General features: G+C 56.2%; 15 protein-coding genes. 7 read left to right on the top strand and 8 right to left on the bottom strand.

From position 1 onward, the window contains the following. Nucleotides 1-216: 216 nt before the first annotated feature. From BJ885_RS10010 to BJ885_RS10000, 3 genes are read left to right on the top strand one after another with little or no spacing between them, the layout of a single operon-like run. Nucleotides 217-567, top strand: a complete 351-nt coding sequence (locus BJ885_RS10010) for an ArsC family reductase (RefSeq protein WP_033146164.1) — start codon at nucleotides 217-219, stop codon at nucleotides 565-567. Nucleotides 568-577: 10 nt separating this feature from the next. Further along, the gene (gene dapE, locus BJ885_RS10005) at nucleotides 578-1705 is read left to right on the top strand and encodes a succinyl-diaminopimelate desuccinylase (RefSeq protein WP_029739974.1); all 1128 of its coding nucleotides are present in this window, start codon (nucleotides 578-580) and stop codon (nucleotides 1703-1705) included. Nucleotides 1706-1729: 24 nt separating this feature from the next. Further along, nucleotides 1730-1927: a hypothetical protein gene (locus BJ885_RS10000; RefSeq protein WP_023308751.1), complete on the top strand. Its 198-nt coding sequence runs from the start codon at nucleotides 1730-1732 to the stop codon at nucleotides 1925-1927. 38 nt (nucleotides 1928-1965) lie between these two features. Here the strand turns inward: BJ885_RS10000 and ypfH are convergent, their stop codons facing one another. The 6 genes from ypfH to dapA form a co-directional block, all read right to left on the bottom strand. Then, entirely contained in the window at nucleotides 1966-2661 is a 696-nt protein-coding gene (gene ypfH / locus BJ885_RS09995; protein WP_029739973.1) for an esterase, read from the bottom strand. 73 nt (nucleotides 2662-2734) lie between these two features. Next, nucleotides 2735-4681, bottom strand: coding sequence for a tRNA(Met) cytidine acetyltransferase TmcA (locus tag BJ885_RS09990; RefSeq protein WP_121931853.1), 1947 nt, complete (start codon nucleotides 4679-4681; stop codon nucleotides 2735-2737). Further along, complete coding sequence (locus tag BJ885_RS09985) at nucleotides 4681-5550, bottom strand: neutral zinc metallopeptidase (protein WP_029739971.1); 870 nt, start codon at nucleotides 5548-5550, stop codon at nucleotides 4681-4683. The genes BJ885_RS09990 and BJ885_RS09985 overlap by 1 nt, the downstream gene beginning before the upstream one ends. Before the next feature lie 120 nt (nucleotides 5551-5670). Beyond that, nucleotides 5671-6384 (bottom strand): phosphoribosylaminoimidazolesuccinocarboxamide synthase, encoded by a 714-nt coding sequence (gene purC, locus BJ885_RS09980; protein WP_023332985.1) that lies wholly within the window; start codon nucleotides 6382-6384, stop codon nucleotides 5671-5673. Nucleotides 6385-6493: 109 nt separating this feature from the next. Further along, the gene (bamC, locus tag BJ885_RS09975; protein ID WP_032659353.1) at nucleotides 6494-7528 is read right to left on the bottom strand and encodes an outer membrane protein assembly factor BamC; all 1035 of its coding nucleotides are present in this window, start codon (nucleotides 7526-7528) and stop codon (nucleotides 6494-6496) included. A gap of 16 nt (nucleotides 7529-7544) precedes the next feature. Then, complete coding sequence (gene dapA, locus BJ885_RS09970; RefSeq protein WP_023308757.1) at nucleotides 7545-8423, bottom strand: 4-hydroxy-tetrahydrodipicolinate synthase; 879 nt, start codon at nucleotides 8421-8423, stop codon at nucleotides 7545-7547. A gap of 145 nt (nucleotides 8424-8568) precedes the next feature. Here dapA and BJ885_RS09965 point away from each other — a divergent pair, with 145 nt between their 5' ends. Next, on the top strand, nucleotides 8569-9138 hold the full coding sequence (locus tag BJ885_RS09965) for a glycine cleavage system transcriptional repressor (RefSeq protein ID WP_029739969.1): 570 nt from the start codon (nucleotides 8569-8571) through the stop codon (nucleotides 9136-9138). Next, the gene (bcp, locus tag BJ885_RS09960; RefSeq protein ID WP_029739968.1) at nucleotides 9138-9608 is read left to right on the top strand and encodes a thioredoxin-dependent thiol peroxidase; all 471 of its coding nucleotides are present in this window, start codon (nucleotides 9138-9140) and stop codon (nucleotides 9606-9608) included. The genes BJ885_RS09965 and bcp overlap by 1 nt, the downstream gene beginning before the upstream one ends. A gap of 95 nt (nucleotides 9609-9703) precedes the next feature. Here bcp and BJ885_RS09955 read toward each other — a convergent pair whose 3' ends face one another. After that, nucleotides 9704-10768, bottom strand: coding sequence for an AI-2E family transporter (locus BJ885_RS09955; protein ID WP_023308760.1), 1065 nt, complete (start codon nucleotides 10766-10768; stop codon nucleotides 9704-9706). A gap of 221 nt (nucleotides 10769-10989) precedes the next feature. Between BJ885_RS09955 and bepA the strand changes: the two genes are divergently transcribed. Beyond that, nucleotides 10990-12453 carry a beta-barrel assembly-enhancing protease gene (gene bepA, locus BJ885_RS09950; RefSeq protein WP_029739967.1) on the top strand — a complete coding sequence of 488 codons (1464 nt, stop codon included), beginning with the start codon at nucleotides 10990-10992 and terminating at the stop codon, nucleotides 12451-12453. 18 nt (nucleotides 12454-12471) lie between these two features. Further along, entirely contained in the window at nucleotides 12472-12828 is a 357-nt protein-coding gene (arsC, locus tag BJ885_RS09945) for an arsenate reductase (glutaredoxin) (RefSeq protein ID WP_029739966.1), read from the top strand. Here the strand turns inward: arsC and BJ885_RS09940 are convergent. Next, nucleotides 12825-13649 (bottom strand): helix-turn-helix domain-containing protein, encoded by an 825-nt coding sequence (locus tag BJ885_RS09940; protein WP_121931852.1) that lies wholly within the window; start codon nucleotides 13647-13649, stop codon nucleotides 12825-12827. The two genes, arsC and BJ885_RS09940, sit on opposite strands and share 4 nt — an antisense overlap. Between the last annotated feature and the right edge of the window lie 135 nt (nucleotides 13650-13784).

Here is a 13784-nt window from a genome sequence, read left to right as displayed (position 1 = left end):
AGCGGGTGAATTTTATTTTACTCGCTGAGTTTATTCGAAATTTAAACTTTATGGACATCTATGCTTAAAGGGTGAAAGAATATTCAGCGTACAGATGTGAGTTGAATTAAGAAGAAGTGTAAATCCAGACGATTCCTGAATGTGTTATATTCCACTTAAGGATATATCTTCGAATTTACTGAACATTTAATCATCATTAGGTCAAAAGGATTCACCATGGTTGTGATGTACGGCATTAAAAATTGCGACACCATCAAAAAAGCCCGCCGCTGGCTGGAAGCAAACGGCGTGGAGTACCGCTTCCACGATTACCGTGCCGACGGGCTTGATGCAGAATTTCTGCATAGCGCGATCGGCGAACTGGGGTGGGAAGCCCTGCTGAACACCCGCGGCACCACCTGGCGTAAACTCGACGAATCTCTGCGCGCCAGCATCAACAACGCCGACAGCGCGGCAAAACTGATGCTCGATATGCCGGCAATTATCAAACGCCCATTGCTCTGCGCGCCAGGGCAGCCTATGCTGCTGGGTTTCAGTGAAACCCTTTATTCCGACTTTTTTCGTTGAGGTGTAGTTTATGTCATGCCCGGTCATTGAGCTGACTCAGCAGCTTATTCGCCGTCCTTCCCTTAGCCCGGACGACGCAGGTTGTCAGGCACTTATGATTGAGCGCCTGCGTGCCATCGGTTTCACCGTTGAACGCATGGATTTTGGCGATACCCAGAACTTCTGGGCGTGGCGCGGCCAGGGTGAAACGCTGGCCTTTGCCGGGCATACTGATGTCGTTCCCGCCGGTGACGCGGATCGCTGGATTAACCCGCCGTTTGAACCGACCATCCGCGACGGCATGCTGTTTGGTCGCGGCGCGGCAGACATGAAAGGCTCTCTGGCGGCGATGGTCGTGGCGGCAGAGCGCTTTGTGGCTCAGCATCCGAACCACAAAAACCGTCTGGCGTTTTTAATCACCTCCGACGAAGAAGCCAGCGCCCATAACGGCACCGTGAAGGTCGTTGAAGCGCTGATGGCGCGTAACGAGCGTCTCGACTACTGTCTGGTCGGTGAGCCGTCCAGTACTGAAGTGGTGGGTGATGTGGTCAAAAACGGGCGCCGTGGCTCGCTGACCTGTAACCTGACCATTCACGGCGTTCAGGGGCACGTTGCATACCCGCATCTGGCCGATAATCCGGTCCATCGCGCTGCGCCAATGCTGAGCGAGCTGGTGGGCATCGAGTGGGATAAAGGCAACGAATTCTTCCCGCCAACCAGCATGCAGATCGCGAACGTCAAGGCCGGGACCGGCAGCAACAACGTGATCCCGGGTGATTACTTCGTGCAGTTTAACTTCCGCTTCAGTACCGAACTGACCGATGAGATGATCAAGGCGCGCGTCGTCGCCCTGCTGGAAAAATATCAGCTGCGCTACACCGTGGAGTGGTGGCTTTCCGGCCAGCCGTTCCTGACGCAGCGCGGCAAACTGGTGGATGCGGTAGTGAACGCCATCGAGCACTATAATGAAATTAAGCCACAGCTGCTGACAACGGGTGGCACCTCAGACGGACGCTTTATCGCCCGTATGGGCGCCCAGGTTGTCGAACTGGGTCCAGTGAACGCAACCATTCATAAAATCAATGAGTGTGTCAATGCGGCAGATTTGCAACTGCTGGCCCGTATGTATCAACGTATTATGGAGCAACTCGTCGCCTGACGAACGCTCTGAGAGGAATAGCGAATGGATTGGCTTTCAAAGTACTGGTGGATTCTGGTATTAGTTTTTCTGGTTGGCGTATTGCTTAACGTGATTAAAGATCTTAAGCGCGTTGACCATAAAAAATTTCTCGCCAACAAACCGGATCTTCCCCCGCACCGTGATTTTAACGACAAGTGGGACGATGACGACGACTGGCCGAACAAGGACCAGAAGAAGTAATCGTTAAGTTTCCCCTCTCCCTGGGAGAGGGGGAAACCTCACATAAACTCAACAATATCATCATCATCCGGCTTACCGCCGCTGAGCGCTTCATCAAAGTAGTGCTTCGGTACGGTATAGCGCAAACGATCGAGCGCGAACTGCATGCTACGATCGTCAATCGCGTGGCCCAGATCGTCAACGATATCCAGCGTCACATCCCCACCTTCGCGAATCAGCGCTTCCTGGGCGGCAACCGCATGCGAGAGCTCAATCACGCGGTCTTCACCACCGTGGATCAGGTGGATCGTGGTCTGCGTGGTCGCACTGGTCGGTAACGTCGCAAAGCGGCCGTTAAACGCGATGACGCGTGAAACCAGACCCGGCTGCGCTTTAACGCTTTCCAGCGACATGATTGACCCCTGCGAGAAACCAATCAGCGCGGTCGCGTCTGCACCCACGCCGCTCTGCTGCTGCCAGTAGCGGACGATATCGATAAAGGTGGGCATGATGGCGTCGATGCGAGCCTGACGATTCTCTTCCGTCACGCCCTGAACAGAGAACCACTGGCGTCCGTTCGGACCACATGGCTCTACGCCACCGATGCTGACAATCAATGCTTCCGGAAAAACGGGCGCAAACCAGCTGCCAATCTGACCCATATTGACGGCATTATCGCCTACGCCATGAAACAGAAGCAGTAACTGCTTAGCCGGTTTGTCAGGACTTTGAACAACAAAATGGTCGTGTTTCATGGTGGTCTCCTTAATAGATGACCTGGATTCTACGCCTCCGGACGTGAATGACCATGCCACTTTACTGAAGAAGTCATTGAAAAAATTGCCATTGCAAAATATCTTCTTTCAGCTGCTGGCAGCGCGGATAGTCAAGACTTTCAATCGCTTGCGCGGTCTCACTCCGCAACGTTGTCAGCAACGCTTTTCGCCCGACGTCTTCCACTTTCCCTTCCATTTTCCCACGCAGGGCCGGAAGCGGCATGTCCACGGTTAACAACAGCCGCGTCAGTGCGGCAACCGAGGTTGAAAACGCCCGATGCGCAAAAGCAAACCCCGCCAGCTCCAGCCAGTCGTCATGATTAAGGGTAGCTTCCCAGCCGTCTTCCACGGGGATCTTTTCACCGTTCCAGGCTGATAACACCCGCGCATCGCGCTTCAGACGCCGCTGCGCCTGCTCGCACAGCTGACGCCCTGCCTGACTCTGCGGCAGCAAGGCCATCGCGGTGTAGCAGCCGCTGCTGGCTTCACGATGGCTGCCCATCCGCACCAGCACAAACCCACATTGCTGCCAGAAACGCCAAAGCTCATCGGTATAGCCAAAGCTCACCGACAGATAATCTTCGCCGCTGGCGCTGCGAACAAGCGCCTGGCCAATCCCTTCCCGCTGACGGTGAGGATGTACGGCAATGCGGGTCACCCGTCGTCCTCTGAGCGTCGCCGCCAGCGGAGAGCCGCCGTGCGCCGCCAGAGACTGCGCCACCAGGTTACCGCGCGGACGCCGGTACCCTGCCCATACGGCGCGGCTAAGCTCAGGGGAGAGCCCGCCCTCCTCCACCAGCCAGAGCGCCCCGGCGATATCCGGGTCCGTTTCGGCAACGGCAAACTGCTGCCCGGGCGCGTCCATCATGCGGCGTAAATCGAGCGGCGAGGTACGATAGTGCGCCGCGCAGAGGAGCTCGTATACGCTCGCTGCAAGCGCCGGACTGCGTTCCCAGGCCTCCGGGGTCAGGGAGGTTAAACGCACCTCTCCCTCCGGGCGGCGGTCAATCAGCGTATCGTCAAACAGCAGCGCGCTGGCAACAACCCGCTCAAGCGGGCAGCCCGCCGCCCAGCGCACCGGTGTAGATAGGCTGTAGCGCTGCAGCCCGGCAAACCGACCGCAGAATTTAAGCAAGAATCCCCGGCCCGTTCCTTCATATCCCTGCACAGTGGTGGTCAACAGCACGCGAGGGAAACGGGCAACTAGCTTTTCCAGCAGCGGACCAGGGATCGCAGCGGCTTCATCGACAATCAGCCAGTCAGCCCGGTGTGAAGACGCAAGCAGCGCGTCCGGGGCCATAAAATGAAAACGCTCTCCGGCGAAGCGGGCGATGATATCCGTCGCCCCCTTCGACGGCGCGGTAACCACGGCGCTGCCCGCAATGCGGTTCAGCAGCATGCCCGCCAGGGCTGATTTTCCGCGCCCGCGCGCGGCGGTGACGGCCGCGATGCCCTCCGCCATCCCCTGCAGCACATCCAGGATCTCAGCCTGCTCGCGCTGCGGTGCGCCGCTGGCAGGCTGCCAGTCAGGCGCGTCGGGTAAAGGCGGAAGGGATAACGCGCGGCCCTGATGCCAGACAATCGCGTCGGGATCGGCGTCAATCGTCCGGCAGAAATGGTGTACAAAATGCGGCGTGGCTATCGCTTCGGCGCCGTCGCTCCAGCGCAGTGAATCGCTGTCTGGCAACCCGGACCACGCGTCGAGCGGCGGAACCCGCAGCACCAGAAGGCTTCCGGCGCTCAGCGTTCCGCTCAGGGCGGCAAACGCGGCGACATCAAACCCGGCGCTGGCGTCAAAAACGGCATGCCGGAACTCGCGTCCCAGCAGGCCGCTGATGGCTTTTGAAGGATGTTCGTCAAGCCTTACCCAGTCTCCGGGCAAGGCGTCACGCAGGGCAAGCGCCTGGGTTAACGTCCACTGCGCCTCGCCGCTGAGCACCACCAGCCGACGATGGCCGGTGCGCTCAAGCTCGCCTATCAGCTGTTCAAACTCCAGCATTACATCGCTTTGCCGAAGGTATTACACTGCGCCGGATCGCCGCTGTCGAAGCCGCGTTTAAACCAGCTATAGCGCTGCTGTGAGGTACCGTGAGTGAAGCTGTCGGGCACGACGCGCCCCTGGCTCTGCTGCTGAAGACGGTCGTCACCGATAGCCTGAGCGGCATTTAACGCCTCCTCAAGATCGCCGGATTCCAGGACGCCCTGCTGCTGCATGCTGTGGCCCCAGACGCCCGCGAAGCAGTCCGCCTGCAGCTCCATTTTAACGGAAAGGCGGTTCACTTCCGCCTGAGAGGCATTTTGCTGAAGCTGGCGCACTTTTGGCTCAATCCCCAGCAGCTTTTGCACGTGATGGCCGACTTCATGCGCGATCACATAACCCTGGGCAAAATCACCATCAGCGCCAAGCTTGCGTTTCATGTCATCGTAAAAAGAAAGATCGATATAGACGGTGCCGTCTGCCGGGCAGTAGAACGGCCCCATCACAGATTGCCCGGTACCGCATCCGGTGCGGGTTGCCCCCCGATACATCACCAGCTTCGGCTGCTGGTAGGTACGCCCCATCTTCTCAAACAGCTGACTCCAGGTGTCTTCTGTTGTGGCGAGAATAACGGAGGTAAATTTGGCCGCTTCATCTTCATTCGGGCTGATGGAGCGCTGAGAATGCTCCTGCTGCTGCAGCGGCTGACCGGTCATCAACCCGGTGAGGTCAACGCCGTAGTAACCCGCGACTAAAACAACAATCAGCAGGATGATACCGCCCTTGCCGCTGGGTAACCGGAAGCCCGGCCCACCCATTGAAGGACCGCCGCCACCATCACTGCGTCTGTCTTCTACATTGTCACTTTCACGACGCCCTTGCCAGCGCATAACCACCTCGAACTATTCCATTTATAATAGCTATGATCGTAGGCGGTTAACGGCAAGATTACCATAGGAAACAAAGGTAAGACGCCAAAGGATGCAAACATCCTTTGGCAAGTGAGGGAGTTAGTCGAGCTTAACGCCTAAACGGTGAGCAACCGCTTCGTACGCTTCAATCAGGCCACCCAGGCTCTGACGGAAACGGTCTTTGTCCATTTTATCCAGGGTTTCTTTATCCCACAGGCGGCTACCGTCCGGTGAGAACTCATCGCCCAGCACCACTTCGCCTTTGAACAGACCAAACTCCAGCTTGAAATCTACGAGGATCAGGCCCGCGTCATCAAACAGCTTTTTCAGCACGTCGTTGGCTTTGTAGGTCAGCTCCTGCATACGCGCCAGGTTCTCTTTGCTCACCCAGCCGAAGGTTTCGCAGTAGGATTCGTTGACCATCGGGTCGTGCATGGCATCGTTTTTCAGGAACAGGTCGAACAGCGGTGGATTCAGTTCGATACCTTCTTCAATGCCGAGACGCTTCACCAGGGAGCCCGCCGCACGGTTACGAATAACGCACTCAACCGGAACCATATCCAGTTTTTTCACCAGACATTCCGTATCGGACAGCAACGCTTCCATCTGGGTCGGGATACCCGCTTCGGCCAGTTTGGTCATAATGAAGTGGTTGAACTTGTTGTTCACCATGCCTTTACGATCGAACTGCTCAATGCGTGCGCCATCCCCTGCTGACGTATCATTGCGGAACTCGAGCACCAACAGATCCGGGTTTTCCGTGCTGTATACGGTCTTCGCTTTGCCACGATACAACTCAGCTTGCTTCTGCATCTTCATTACTCCTGGTGTGATGATTTGTGTTCAAAACTGGGGATATTATGCCACGCACACGTTTGCGTAGCACTAAAATAAAAAGGGCTGGATTCACCAGCCCTCGTATTTATTTGCTGAATGCTGCCTGGAAGACAGCGACCAGCGCATCGTTCTGCGACTGGGTCAGCGTGTGACCTTTAGGATCGATAAACTGCAGACTGCTGCGGTTATCAAGGTCGCCTACCTGAATCTTGTAGTCACCGGAGGCAAGCTGAGGATCTTTCGCTCCCAGTTCCTGCCATGCGCTGTCGGAGAGCGGCTTATACGTTGCCGTCATGCTGCCGGTCGAACGCGTGCTGTCGGTCACTTTCATGCCCACTTTTTCCAGCGTCGCTGGCAGACGCTGCCAGGTCTGGTTAAACGGTGCACGCACCACCAGCATTGGCAGGCCGGTATCATCCGCACCGCTTTGTACATCGAAGGTCGCGCCGTTGCGGCTCTGCGCGGCGTTGGCAGCATCGGTAGCGGTCTTATCCAGACCCGCGGCAATCACGTTCAGCATTTCGGTGCTGTAACGCTGCAGGGACGCGGCATCCGCAACCGGTTTACCCGCCTGCTCCAGGTTCAACAGCTTAACGTTAACCGCCTGCTGATAACCCTGTGGTTTTACGGAGACTTGATAGCGACCGCGGTACTGCTGGTCTTCATCCAGACGGTTCCATTCGACCCAGTCGGTGGTTAACGTCTGGCTGGCGTCATCGCGTTTATCGATGGTGTAGTTCTTCGACTGAATGACGCTGACAACCTGCGGCCACAGCGTGCTACCGCGCGCGCTCTCAACCATCAGAGACGCCGTATCACCGGTGAACTGGGTACGCGCTCCGCTGACCAGCGCCAGAGGCTGTGCTGGCGGACGAATATCAAGCGCTTTACCGACCAGGCCGCTGCCGTTGGTCACGGGAATATTATAATCGCCGTTCTGAATCGGCAGGATCATGCCAGCCGGTGCGTGAAGTTCAGCAAGCGGGGTCGCATCCAGATAGGATTCATCACCGCTCACCTGGCGCTTGTAGCGCGAATCTGAACTACAGGCAGCGAGCAGCATAACAAGCGAAACACTCGCAACCTTCGCCAGGCGCGACTTCTGTACTGAATAAGCCATCAAATCTCCCTAAACTCTACAGCAAACCGGCATGCTTCAGCGCCGCCCTGACGATGTCACGACCGTGGTCGGTAATCGGTGTCATTGGCAGACGCAGCGTGTCGGATGCTACAAGTCCCAACTCCTTACATGCCCATTTCACTGGGATCGGATTGGGTTCGACAAATAATTTATTGTGCAGCGGCATCAGACGCTGATTAATGACACGCGCTTCATCAAAGTGACCGGCTGCGGCCAGTTTGCACATTTCTGCCATATCGCGCGCCGCAACGTTTGCCGTTACGGAGATCACGCCATGACCACCGAGCTGCATAAAGTCCAGCGCGGTCGCATCATCACCACTCAACAGGATAAAGTCGTCTGAAACCAGCTCTTTGATCTGATGAACGCGGCTTAAGTTCCCTGTCGCCTCTTTAATACCGATAATATTTTTTACTTCCGAGAGACGACCAACGGTTTCCGGCAGCATATCGCAACCGGTACGGGACGGCACATTATACAGAATTTGTGGCAAGTCAGTATGTTCAGCGATGGCTTTGAAGTGCTGGAACAAACCTTCCTGAGTAGGACGGTTGTAATAAGGGGTCACCGTCAGACAGCCAACGATGCCGCTGTCGTTAAAACGCTTGGTCAGGCTGATAGCTTCTGCGGTTGCATTAGCCCCTGTCCCCGCGATGACCGGAATACGTCCGTCAGCCAGTTCCAGGGTCAGCATTACCACATCGCCGTGCTCGTCGTGGCTCAGCGTTGCGGATTCACCGGTAGTCCCTACCGAAACGATCGCCGAGGTTCCGTTGGCGACATGGTAATCAATGAGCTTCTTCATGCTTGACCGGCAGACATTACCTTTTTCATCCATCGGTGTAACAAGCGCGACAATACTTCCCGTGAACATGAGCCATCCTCTGTGCGAACAAGAGCCTCAATGTTACGTTTGGAACTGTAATAAAAGCAAGCGACCTGAGGCTCTCAGGCGGTTGTATGCATGTTTTTTTTATGCTTTCCTTAGGAAGACTTAACCATGCAAAGGAAGAACAGGTTTGACAACCTCATCACAACATTACCTGGTTATCACTGCGCTGGGTGCCGACAGGCCGGGTATCGTGAACACCATCACCCGTCACGTAAGCAGCTGCGGCTGTAATATCGAAGACAGCCGTCTGGCGATGCTTGGCGAAGAGTTCACATTTATTATGTTGCTTTCCGGGACATGGAACGCCATTACGTTGATTGAATCGACCCTGCCGCTGAAAGGGGCCGAACTGGATTTGCTGATTGTCATGAAGCGCACCACCGCGCGTCCGCGTCCGGCACTGCCTTCTACCGTCTGGGTACAGGTTGAAGTGCCTGATTCTCCGCATCTGATTGAGCGTTTCACGGCGCTTTTTGACAGTCACCAGATGAATATTGCCGAACTGGTTTCCCGTACGCAGACAAGCGATGACCAGGGTCTTCCGGTGCTGTTTATTCAAATTACCGCGCACAGCCCTGCCTCACAGGATGCGTCAAATATCGAGCAAGCGTTCAAAGCCCTCTGTACAGAATTAAACGCGCAGGGCAGTATAAGCGTCGTCAATTATTCGCAGCACGAACAGGATGGAGTTGAGTAATGAACCCACTGAAAGCCGGTGACATCGCACCGAAATTTAGCTTACCGGATCAAGACGGCGAGCAAGTAAATTTGACCGACTTCCAGGGACAGCGTGTTCTGGTCTATTTCTACCCGAAAGCCATGACCCCCGGCTGCACCGTACAGGCCTGCGGCTTACGCGACAACATGGACGACTTGAAAAAAGTCGGCGTGGAAGTGCTGGGTATCAGCACGGATAAACCAGAAAAGCTGTCACGATTTGCTGAAAAAGAGCTGCTGAACTTCACGCTGCTTTCTGATGAAGATCATCAGGTATGCGAGCAGTTCGGCGTCTGGGGCGAGAAGACGTTTATGGGTAAAACCTACGACGGTATTCACCGCATCAGCTTCCTGATTGACGCTGACGGTAAAGTTGAACATGTGTTTGACGACTTCAAAACCAGCAACCACCACGACGTGGTGTTGAACTGGCTGAAAGCAAGCGCCTGATAAACAGCAAAACGGCAACCCAGGTTGCCGTTTTTAATGTTTTCCCCCTCTCCCGCAGGAGAGGGTCGGAGTGAGGGCATCAGGCTGCACAAAAACTACTTCTCTTCCACCGCCGGCACATCCGGCCACGCGTGGACCACGGCTTTAATCAGCGTCGCCAGCGGAATCGCAAAGAACACGCCCCAGAATCCCCACAGCCCGCCGAAAATCACCACGGATAAGATAATCACCAGCGGATGCAGGTTCACCGCTTCAGAGAACAGCACAGGTACCAGCAGGTTACCGTCCAGGCCCTGAATAATCAGGTACACCGCAAAGCAGCTCCAGAACTCTGTCCCCAGCCCAAACTGGAACAGCGCGACCCCAACAACCGGAATGGTCACCACAAACGCGCCGATGTACGGAATCAGGACCGACAGCCCCACCAGCACCGCCAGCAGCAGCGAGTAGTTCAGGCCGAAAATCAGGAAGCCAATCCAGGTGGCTACCCCCACGACAATCATCTCCAGCACCTTGCCGCGAATGTAGTTGGTGATCTGCTGGTTCATCTCTTCCCAGACCTGGCCTGCCAGCCCGCGGTTGCGCGGCAGAATACGGCGCACGGCGTTGAGCATCTGATCTTTATCTTTCACCAGGAAGAAGACCATCAGCGGCACGAGCACAAGGTAAACCGCCAGCGTCAGCAGCCCTACCAGCGAGGCCAGAGAGTACTTCACCACCGAATCGCCCATCGTCATGATGCGGGCGCGCATATTTTCGGCCATCGCGTCGATAATCCCGGCATCCATCAGGGCCGGGTAACGGCGCGGCAGCGTGGCGGCGAAATCAGACAGCTTGTTCAGCATACCGGGCATGTCGCGGATCAGGTTAATTCCCTGCTGCCAGGCGACCGGCATCACCACAAAAGCCATCAACAGCAGGATGCCGACAAACAGCACCAGTACGATGCTGGTCGCCCAGCGACGGGAACAGCCGATGTGCTCCAGGCGCACCGTCGGCCACTCCAGCAGGTACGCCAGCACAATCGCCACCAGTAGGGGAGCGAGCAGACCGCTGAAGAAGAACAGAATACCGAACCCGGCAACCAGAATAACCAACAAAGCAATGGCTTCCGGGTCGCTGAACCGACGCCGGTACCACTGCATTAACATTTCGAGCATACAACCCTTCCCTGAATCGAATGGCGGGAGTGAGACGGTGAATTGTATCTAACTGTCACAAAAAAGACTTTCGCTTTTTGTATCCCGATCGCAATCCGCAAAAGCCTGATGAATGGGATTTTCTTCATGCTGTAACACGGCTACACTCGCAGAGCAGCAGAGATGAACGTTATGCCGGTTCATCGGTCAAATTAGCACATCCAACATACAGGACAGTGGTTATGTTCAGGCAGTTGAGAAAAACACTGGTTGCAACACTGATTGCCGCGGTGACGGTCGGTCAGGTGTTGCCCGCTTTTGCTGACTCGTCCGATTCATTGCCGGACATGGGCACCACAGCAGGAAGCACGCTCTCTATTGGGCAAGAGATGCAAATGGGGGATTACTATGTTCGCCAGCTGCGCGGCAGCGCCCCGCTGATTAACGACCCTTTGCTGGTACAGTACATTAACGGGCTGGGGATGCGCCTGGTTTCGCACGCCGACTCGGTAAAAACGCCCTTCCACTTCTATTTAATTAATAACGACGAAATCAACGCCTTCGCCTTCTTTGGCGGTAACGTGGTGCTGCATTCGGCATTATTCCGTTACTCTGACAACGAAAGCCAGCTGGCCTCGGTAATGGCGCACGAAATTTCGCACGTCACCCAGCGCCACCTGGCGCGCGCCATGGAAGATCAGAAACGTAACGCCCCCCTCACCTGGGTGGGCGCGCTGGGCTCTATTCTGCTGGCGATGGCCAGCCCGCAGGCCGGGATGGCGGCCCTGACCGGTACGCTGGCGGGAACGCGCCAGGGAATGATCAGCTTTACCCAGCAAAACGAACAGGAAGCGGACCGCATCGGGATTCAGGTGCTGCAGCGCTCGGGCTTTGACCCGCAGGCCATGCCTAGCTTCCTGGAAAAACTGCTCGATCAGGCGCGTTACTCTTCCCGTCCGCCGGAAATTCTGCTGACGCACCCATTACCTGAAAGCCGACTGTCGGACGCGCGTAACCGCGCCAACCAGATGCGTCCGGTCGTGGTCCAGTCATCACAGGATTTCTACATGGCGAAAGTGAGAACGCTTGGGATGTACAACTCCGGGCGTAACCAGCTCACCAGCGACCTGCTGGATTCCCTGGCGAAAGGCAACGTGCGTGAGAAAAACGCCGCGCAGTATGGTCAGGCGCTCCAGGCGATGGAAGCCAGCAAATACGACGAGGCGCGTAAAGCGCTGCAGCCGCTTCTGGCAGCCGACCCGAACAACCCGTGGTACCTCGATCTGTCGACGGATATCGATCTGGGGCAGAAGAAAACGGCCGATGCGATCAACCGTCTGAAAGGGGCGAAAGACGTCCGTACCAACCCGGTGCTGCAGCTTAACCTGGCGAACGCTTACTTACAGGGCGGTCAGCCTGGCGAAGCGGCAACCATTCTGAACCGCTACACCTTTAATAATAAAGACGATCAAAACGGCTGGGATCTGCTCGCTCAGGCGGAAGCCCAGCTCGGCAACCGCGATCAGGAACTGGCGGCGCGTGCCGAAGGTTTTGCCCTGGTGGGCCGCCTCGATCAGGCGATTTCCACGCTCAGCAGCGCCAGCTCGCAGGTCAAGCTCGGCAGCCTCCAGCAGGCCCGTTACGACGCGCGTATCGATCAGCTGCGCGCCCTGCAGCAGCGCTTTAAGCCGTACGAGAAGATGTAATAAAGGAGAATTCACGTCATGACAGACGCTGTAAAAATTTATCACAACCCTCGCTGCTCCAAGAGCCGCGATACCCTGAGCCTGCTGAAGTCTAACGGCGTGGAGCCGGAAGTGGTGCTGTACCTCGACACCCCACCTGACGCGCAAACCCTCCGCCAGCTGCTGCACATGCTGGGAATGGGCAGTGCAAGAGAGCTGATGCGCCAGAAAGAAGATCTGTATAAGTCGCTTAACCTGGGTGACAGCCGTCTCACCGAGGCTGAGCTGATCCAGGCGATGGTTGAAAATCCAAAGCTGATTGAGCGCCCGATTGTGGTGGCGAACGGCCAGGCGCGCATTGGACGCCCGCCGGAAGACGTGCTCGAGATCCTCTAGTCCTTATGCCGCAGCGCTTCCAGAAAGGCCTGCGGCGTACTCTCTCCCAGCTTTTTCTGCGTTTTTCCCCGGTTGTAAAATTCGCACAGCTGGATCAACAGCACGCCTGCCGGTTCACTGTTCAGACGTGGGATGATTTCACATAGCGGTAGATCAACCTGAACGGCGCGGTATTGCCGTGGATGCACCGTTACGGTGGCATTGCGCTCCTTTAGCTTCACCTCGAAACCAAAAGTCTCAACAGATTGAACATCAGCCGGACAGGCTTCCAGCGCGTCGTTCGCCCAGTGGGCCAGCAGCTGCGGAGAAATGCCCGCGTACAGCCGGGCGTAGCACCAGCCGCTCACGGGTTCACGCGCCCAGAGCAGATGCTGTTCCCCGCCATCGTCCATTTGCAGCGACAGAGGCTGATGATGTAACAGGAGTTTTTGCGGCATGATGCCTGCCTTCAGCGCCTTTTTCCCCTGCAACGTCGCGCCCTTCTGCTTAACCGAAGCCGGTTTGAGGTAGCGGTTGAGGGTCGCGCGGGAGACGGCGATCCCGAGTCCGCTATTGACCATCTGCAGCAGTTCGTCCAGCGGGGCACCCGTGATATCCCGCAGGGCATTGACCAGCGCAACCTGCTCCTGTCTCAATGCTTTGTGTATCACTTTTGGCGTCGTGTAGTTATCCGAAACCTGCTCGCGGTTGCGCCAGCGCCTGACGGTAGTGACCGAAATGCCCAGCTCAGCGGCCAGCTCCCTGTCGCTTTTGTCTGACTTCTGAAGATAGCGACGGATGCGAGGCGTCGTGGTGGCATTAGCATGCAGTTTAATTTCCATCGCAGGATCCTCAGAACCAATCTTATGAGATTTATATTACAACAGCGATTGCTTTGTGACCGATTTCACCTTTCGCTCGCCGCGCTTCACTGATAATCCCCAGACATAACACAAACAACACCCCTCAATCTTGTA

The organism is Enterobacter sp. WP_7_1 (genome assembly GCF_003688535.1).
Classification (GTDB): Bacteria; Pseudomonadota; Gammaproteobacteria; order Enterobacterales; family Enterobacteriaceae; genus Enterobacter; species Enterobacter asburiae.
This window is presented reverse-complemented; position numbering and strand designations above follow the sequence as displayed.

Coding starts and splice junctions, on each gene's coding strand:
- BJ885_RS10010 (WP_033146164.1), top strand. CDS start 217: ATGGTTGTGATGTACGGCATTAAAAATTGCGACACCATCAAAAAAGCC.
- dapE (WP_029739974.1), top strand. CDS start 578: ATGTCATGCCCGGTCATTGAGCTGACTCAGCAGCTTATTCGCCGTCCT.
- BJ885_RS10000 (WP_023308751.1), top strand. CDS start 1,730: ATGGATTGGCTTTCAAAGTACTGGTGGATTCTGGTATTAGTTTTTCTG.
- ypfH (WP_029739973.1), bottom strand. CDS start 2,661: ATGAAACACGACCATTTTGTTGTTCAAAGTCCTGACAAACCGGCTAAG.
- BJ885_RS09990 (WP_121931853.1), bottom strand. CDS start 4,681: ATGCTGGAGTTTGAACAGCTGATAGGCGAGCTTGAGCGCACCGGCCAT.
- BJ885_RS09985 (WP_029739971.1), bottom strand. CDS start 5,550: ATGCGCTGGCAAGGGCGTCGTGAAAGTGACAATGTAGAAGACAGACGC.
- purC (WP_023332985.1), bottom strand. CDS start 6,384: ATGCAGAAGCAAGCTGAGTTGTATCGTGGCAAAGCGAAGACCGTATAC.
- bamC (WP_032659353.1), bottom strand. CDS start 7,528: ATGGCTTATTCAGTACAGAAGTCGCGCCTGGCGAAGGTTGCGAGTGTT.
- dapA (WP_023308757.1), bottom strand. CDS start 8,423: ATGTTCACGGGAAGTATTGTCGCGCTTGTTACACCGATGGATGAAAAA.
- bcp (WP_029739968.1), top strand. CDS start 9,138: ATGAACCCACTGAAAGCCGGTGACATCGCACCGAAATTTAGCTTACCG.
- BJ885_RS09955 (WP_023308760.1), bottom strand. CDS start 10,768: ATGCTCGAAATGTTAATGCAGTGGTACCGGCGTCGGTTCAGCGACCCG.
- bepA (WP_029739967.1), top strand. CDS start 10,990: ATGTTCAGGCAGTTGAGAAAAACACTGGTTGCAACACTGATTGCCGCG.
- arsC (WP_029739966.1), top strand. CDS start 12,472: ATGACAGACGCTGTAAAAATTTATCACAACCCTCGCTGCTCCAAGAGC.
- BJ885_RS09940 (WP_121931852.1), bottom strand. CDS start 13,649: ATGGAAATTAAACTGCATGCTAATGCCACCACGACGCCTCGCATCCGT.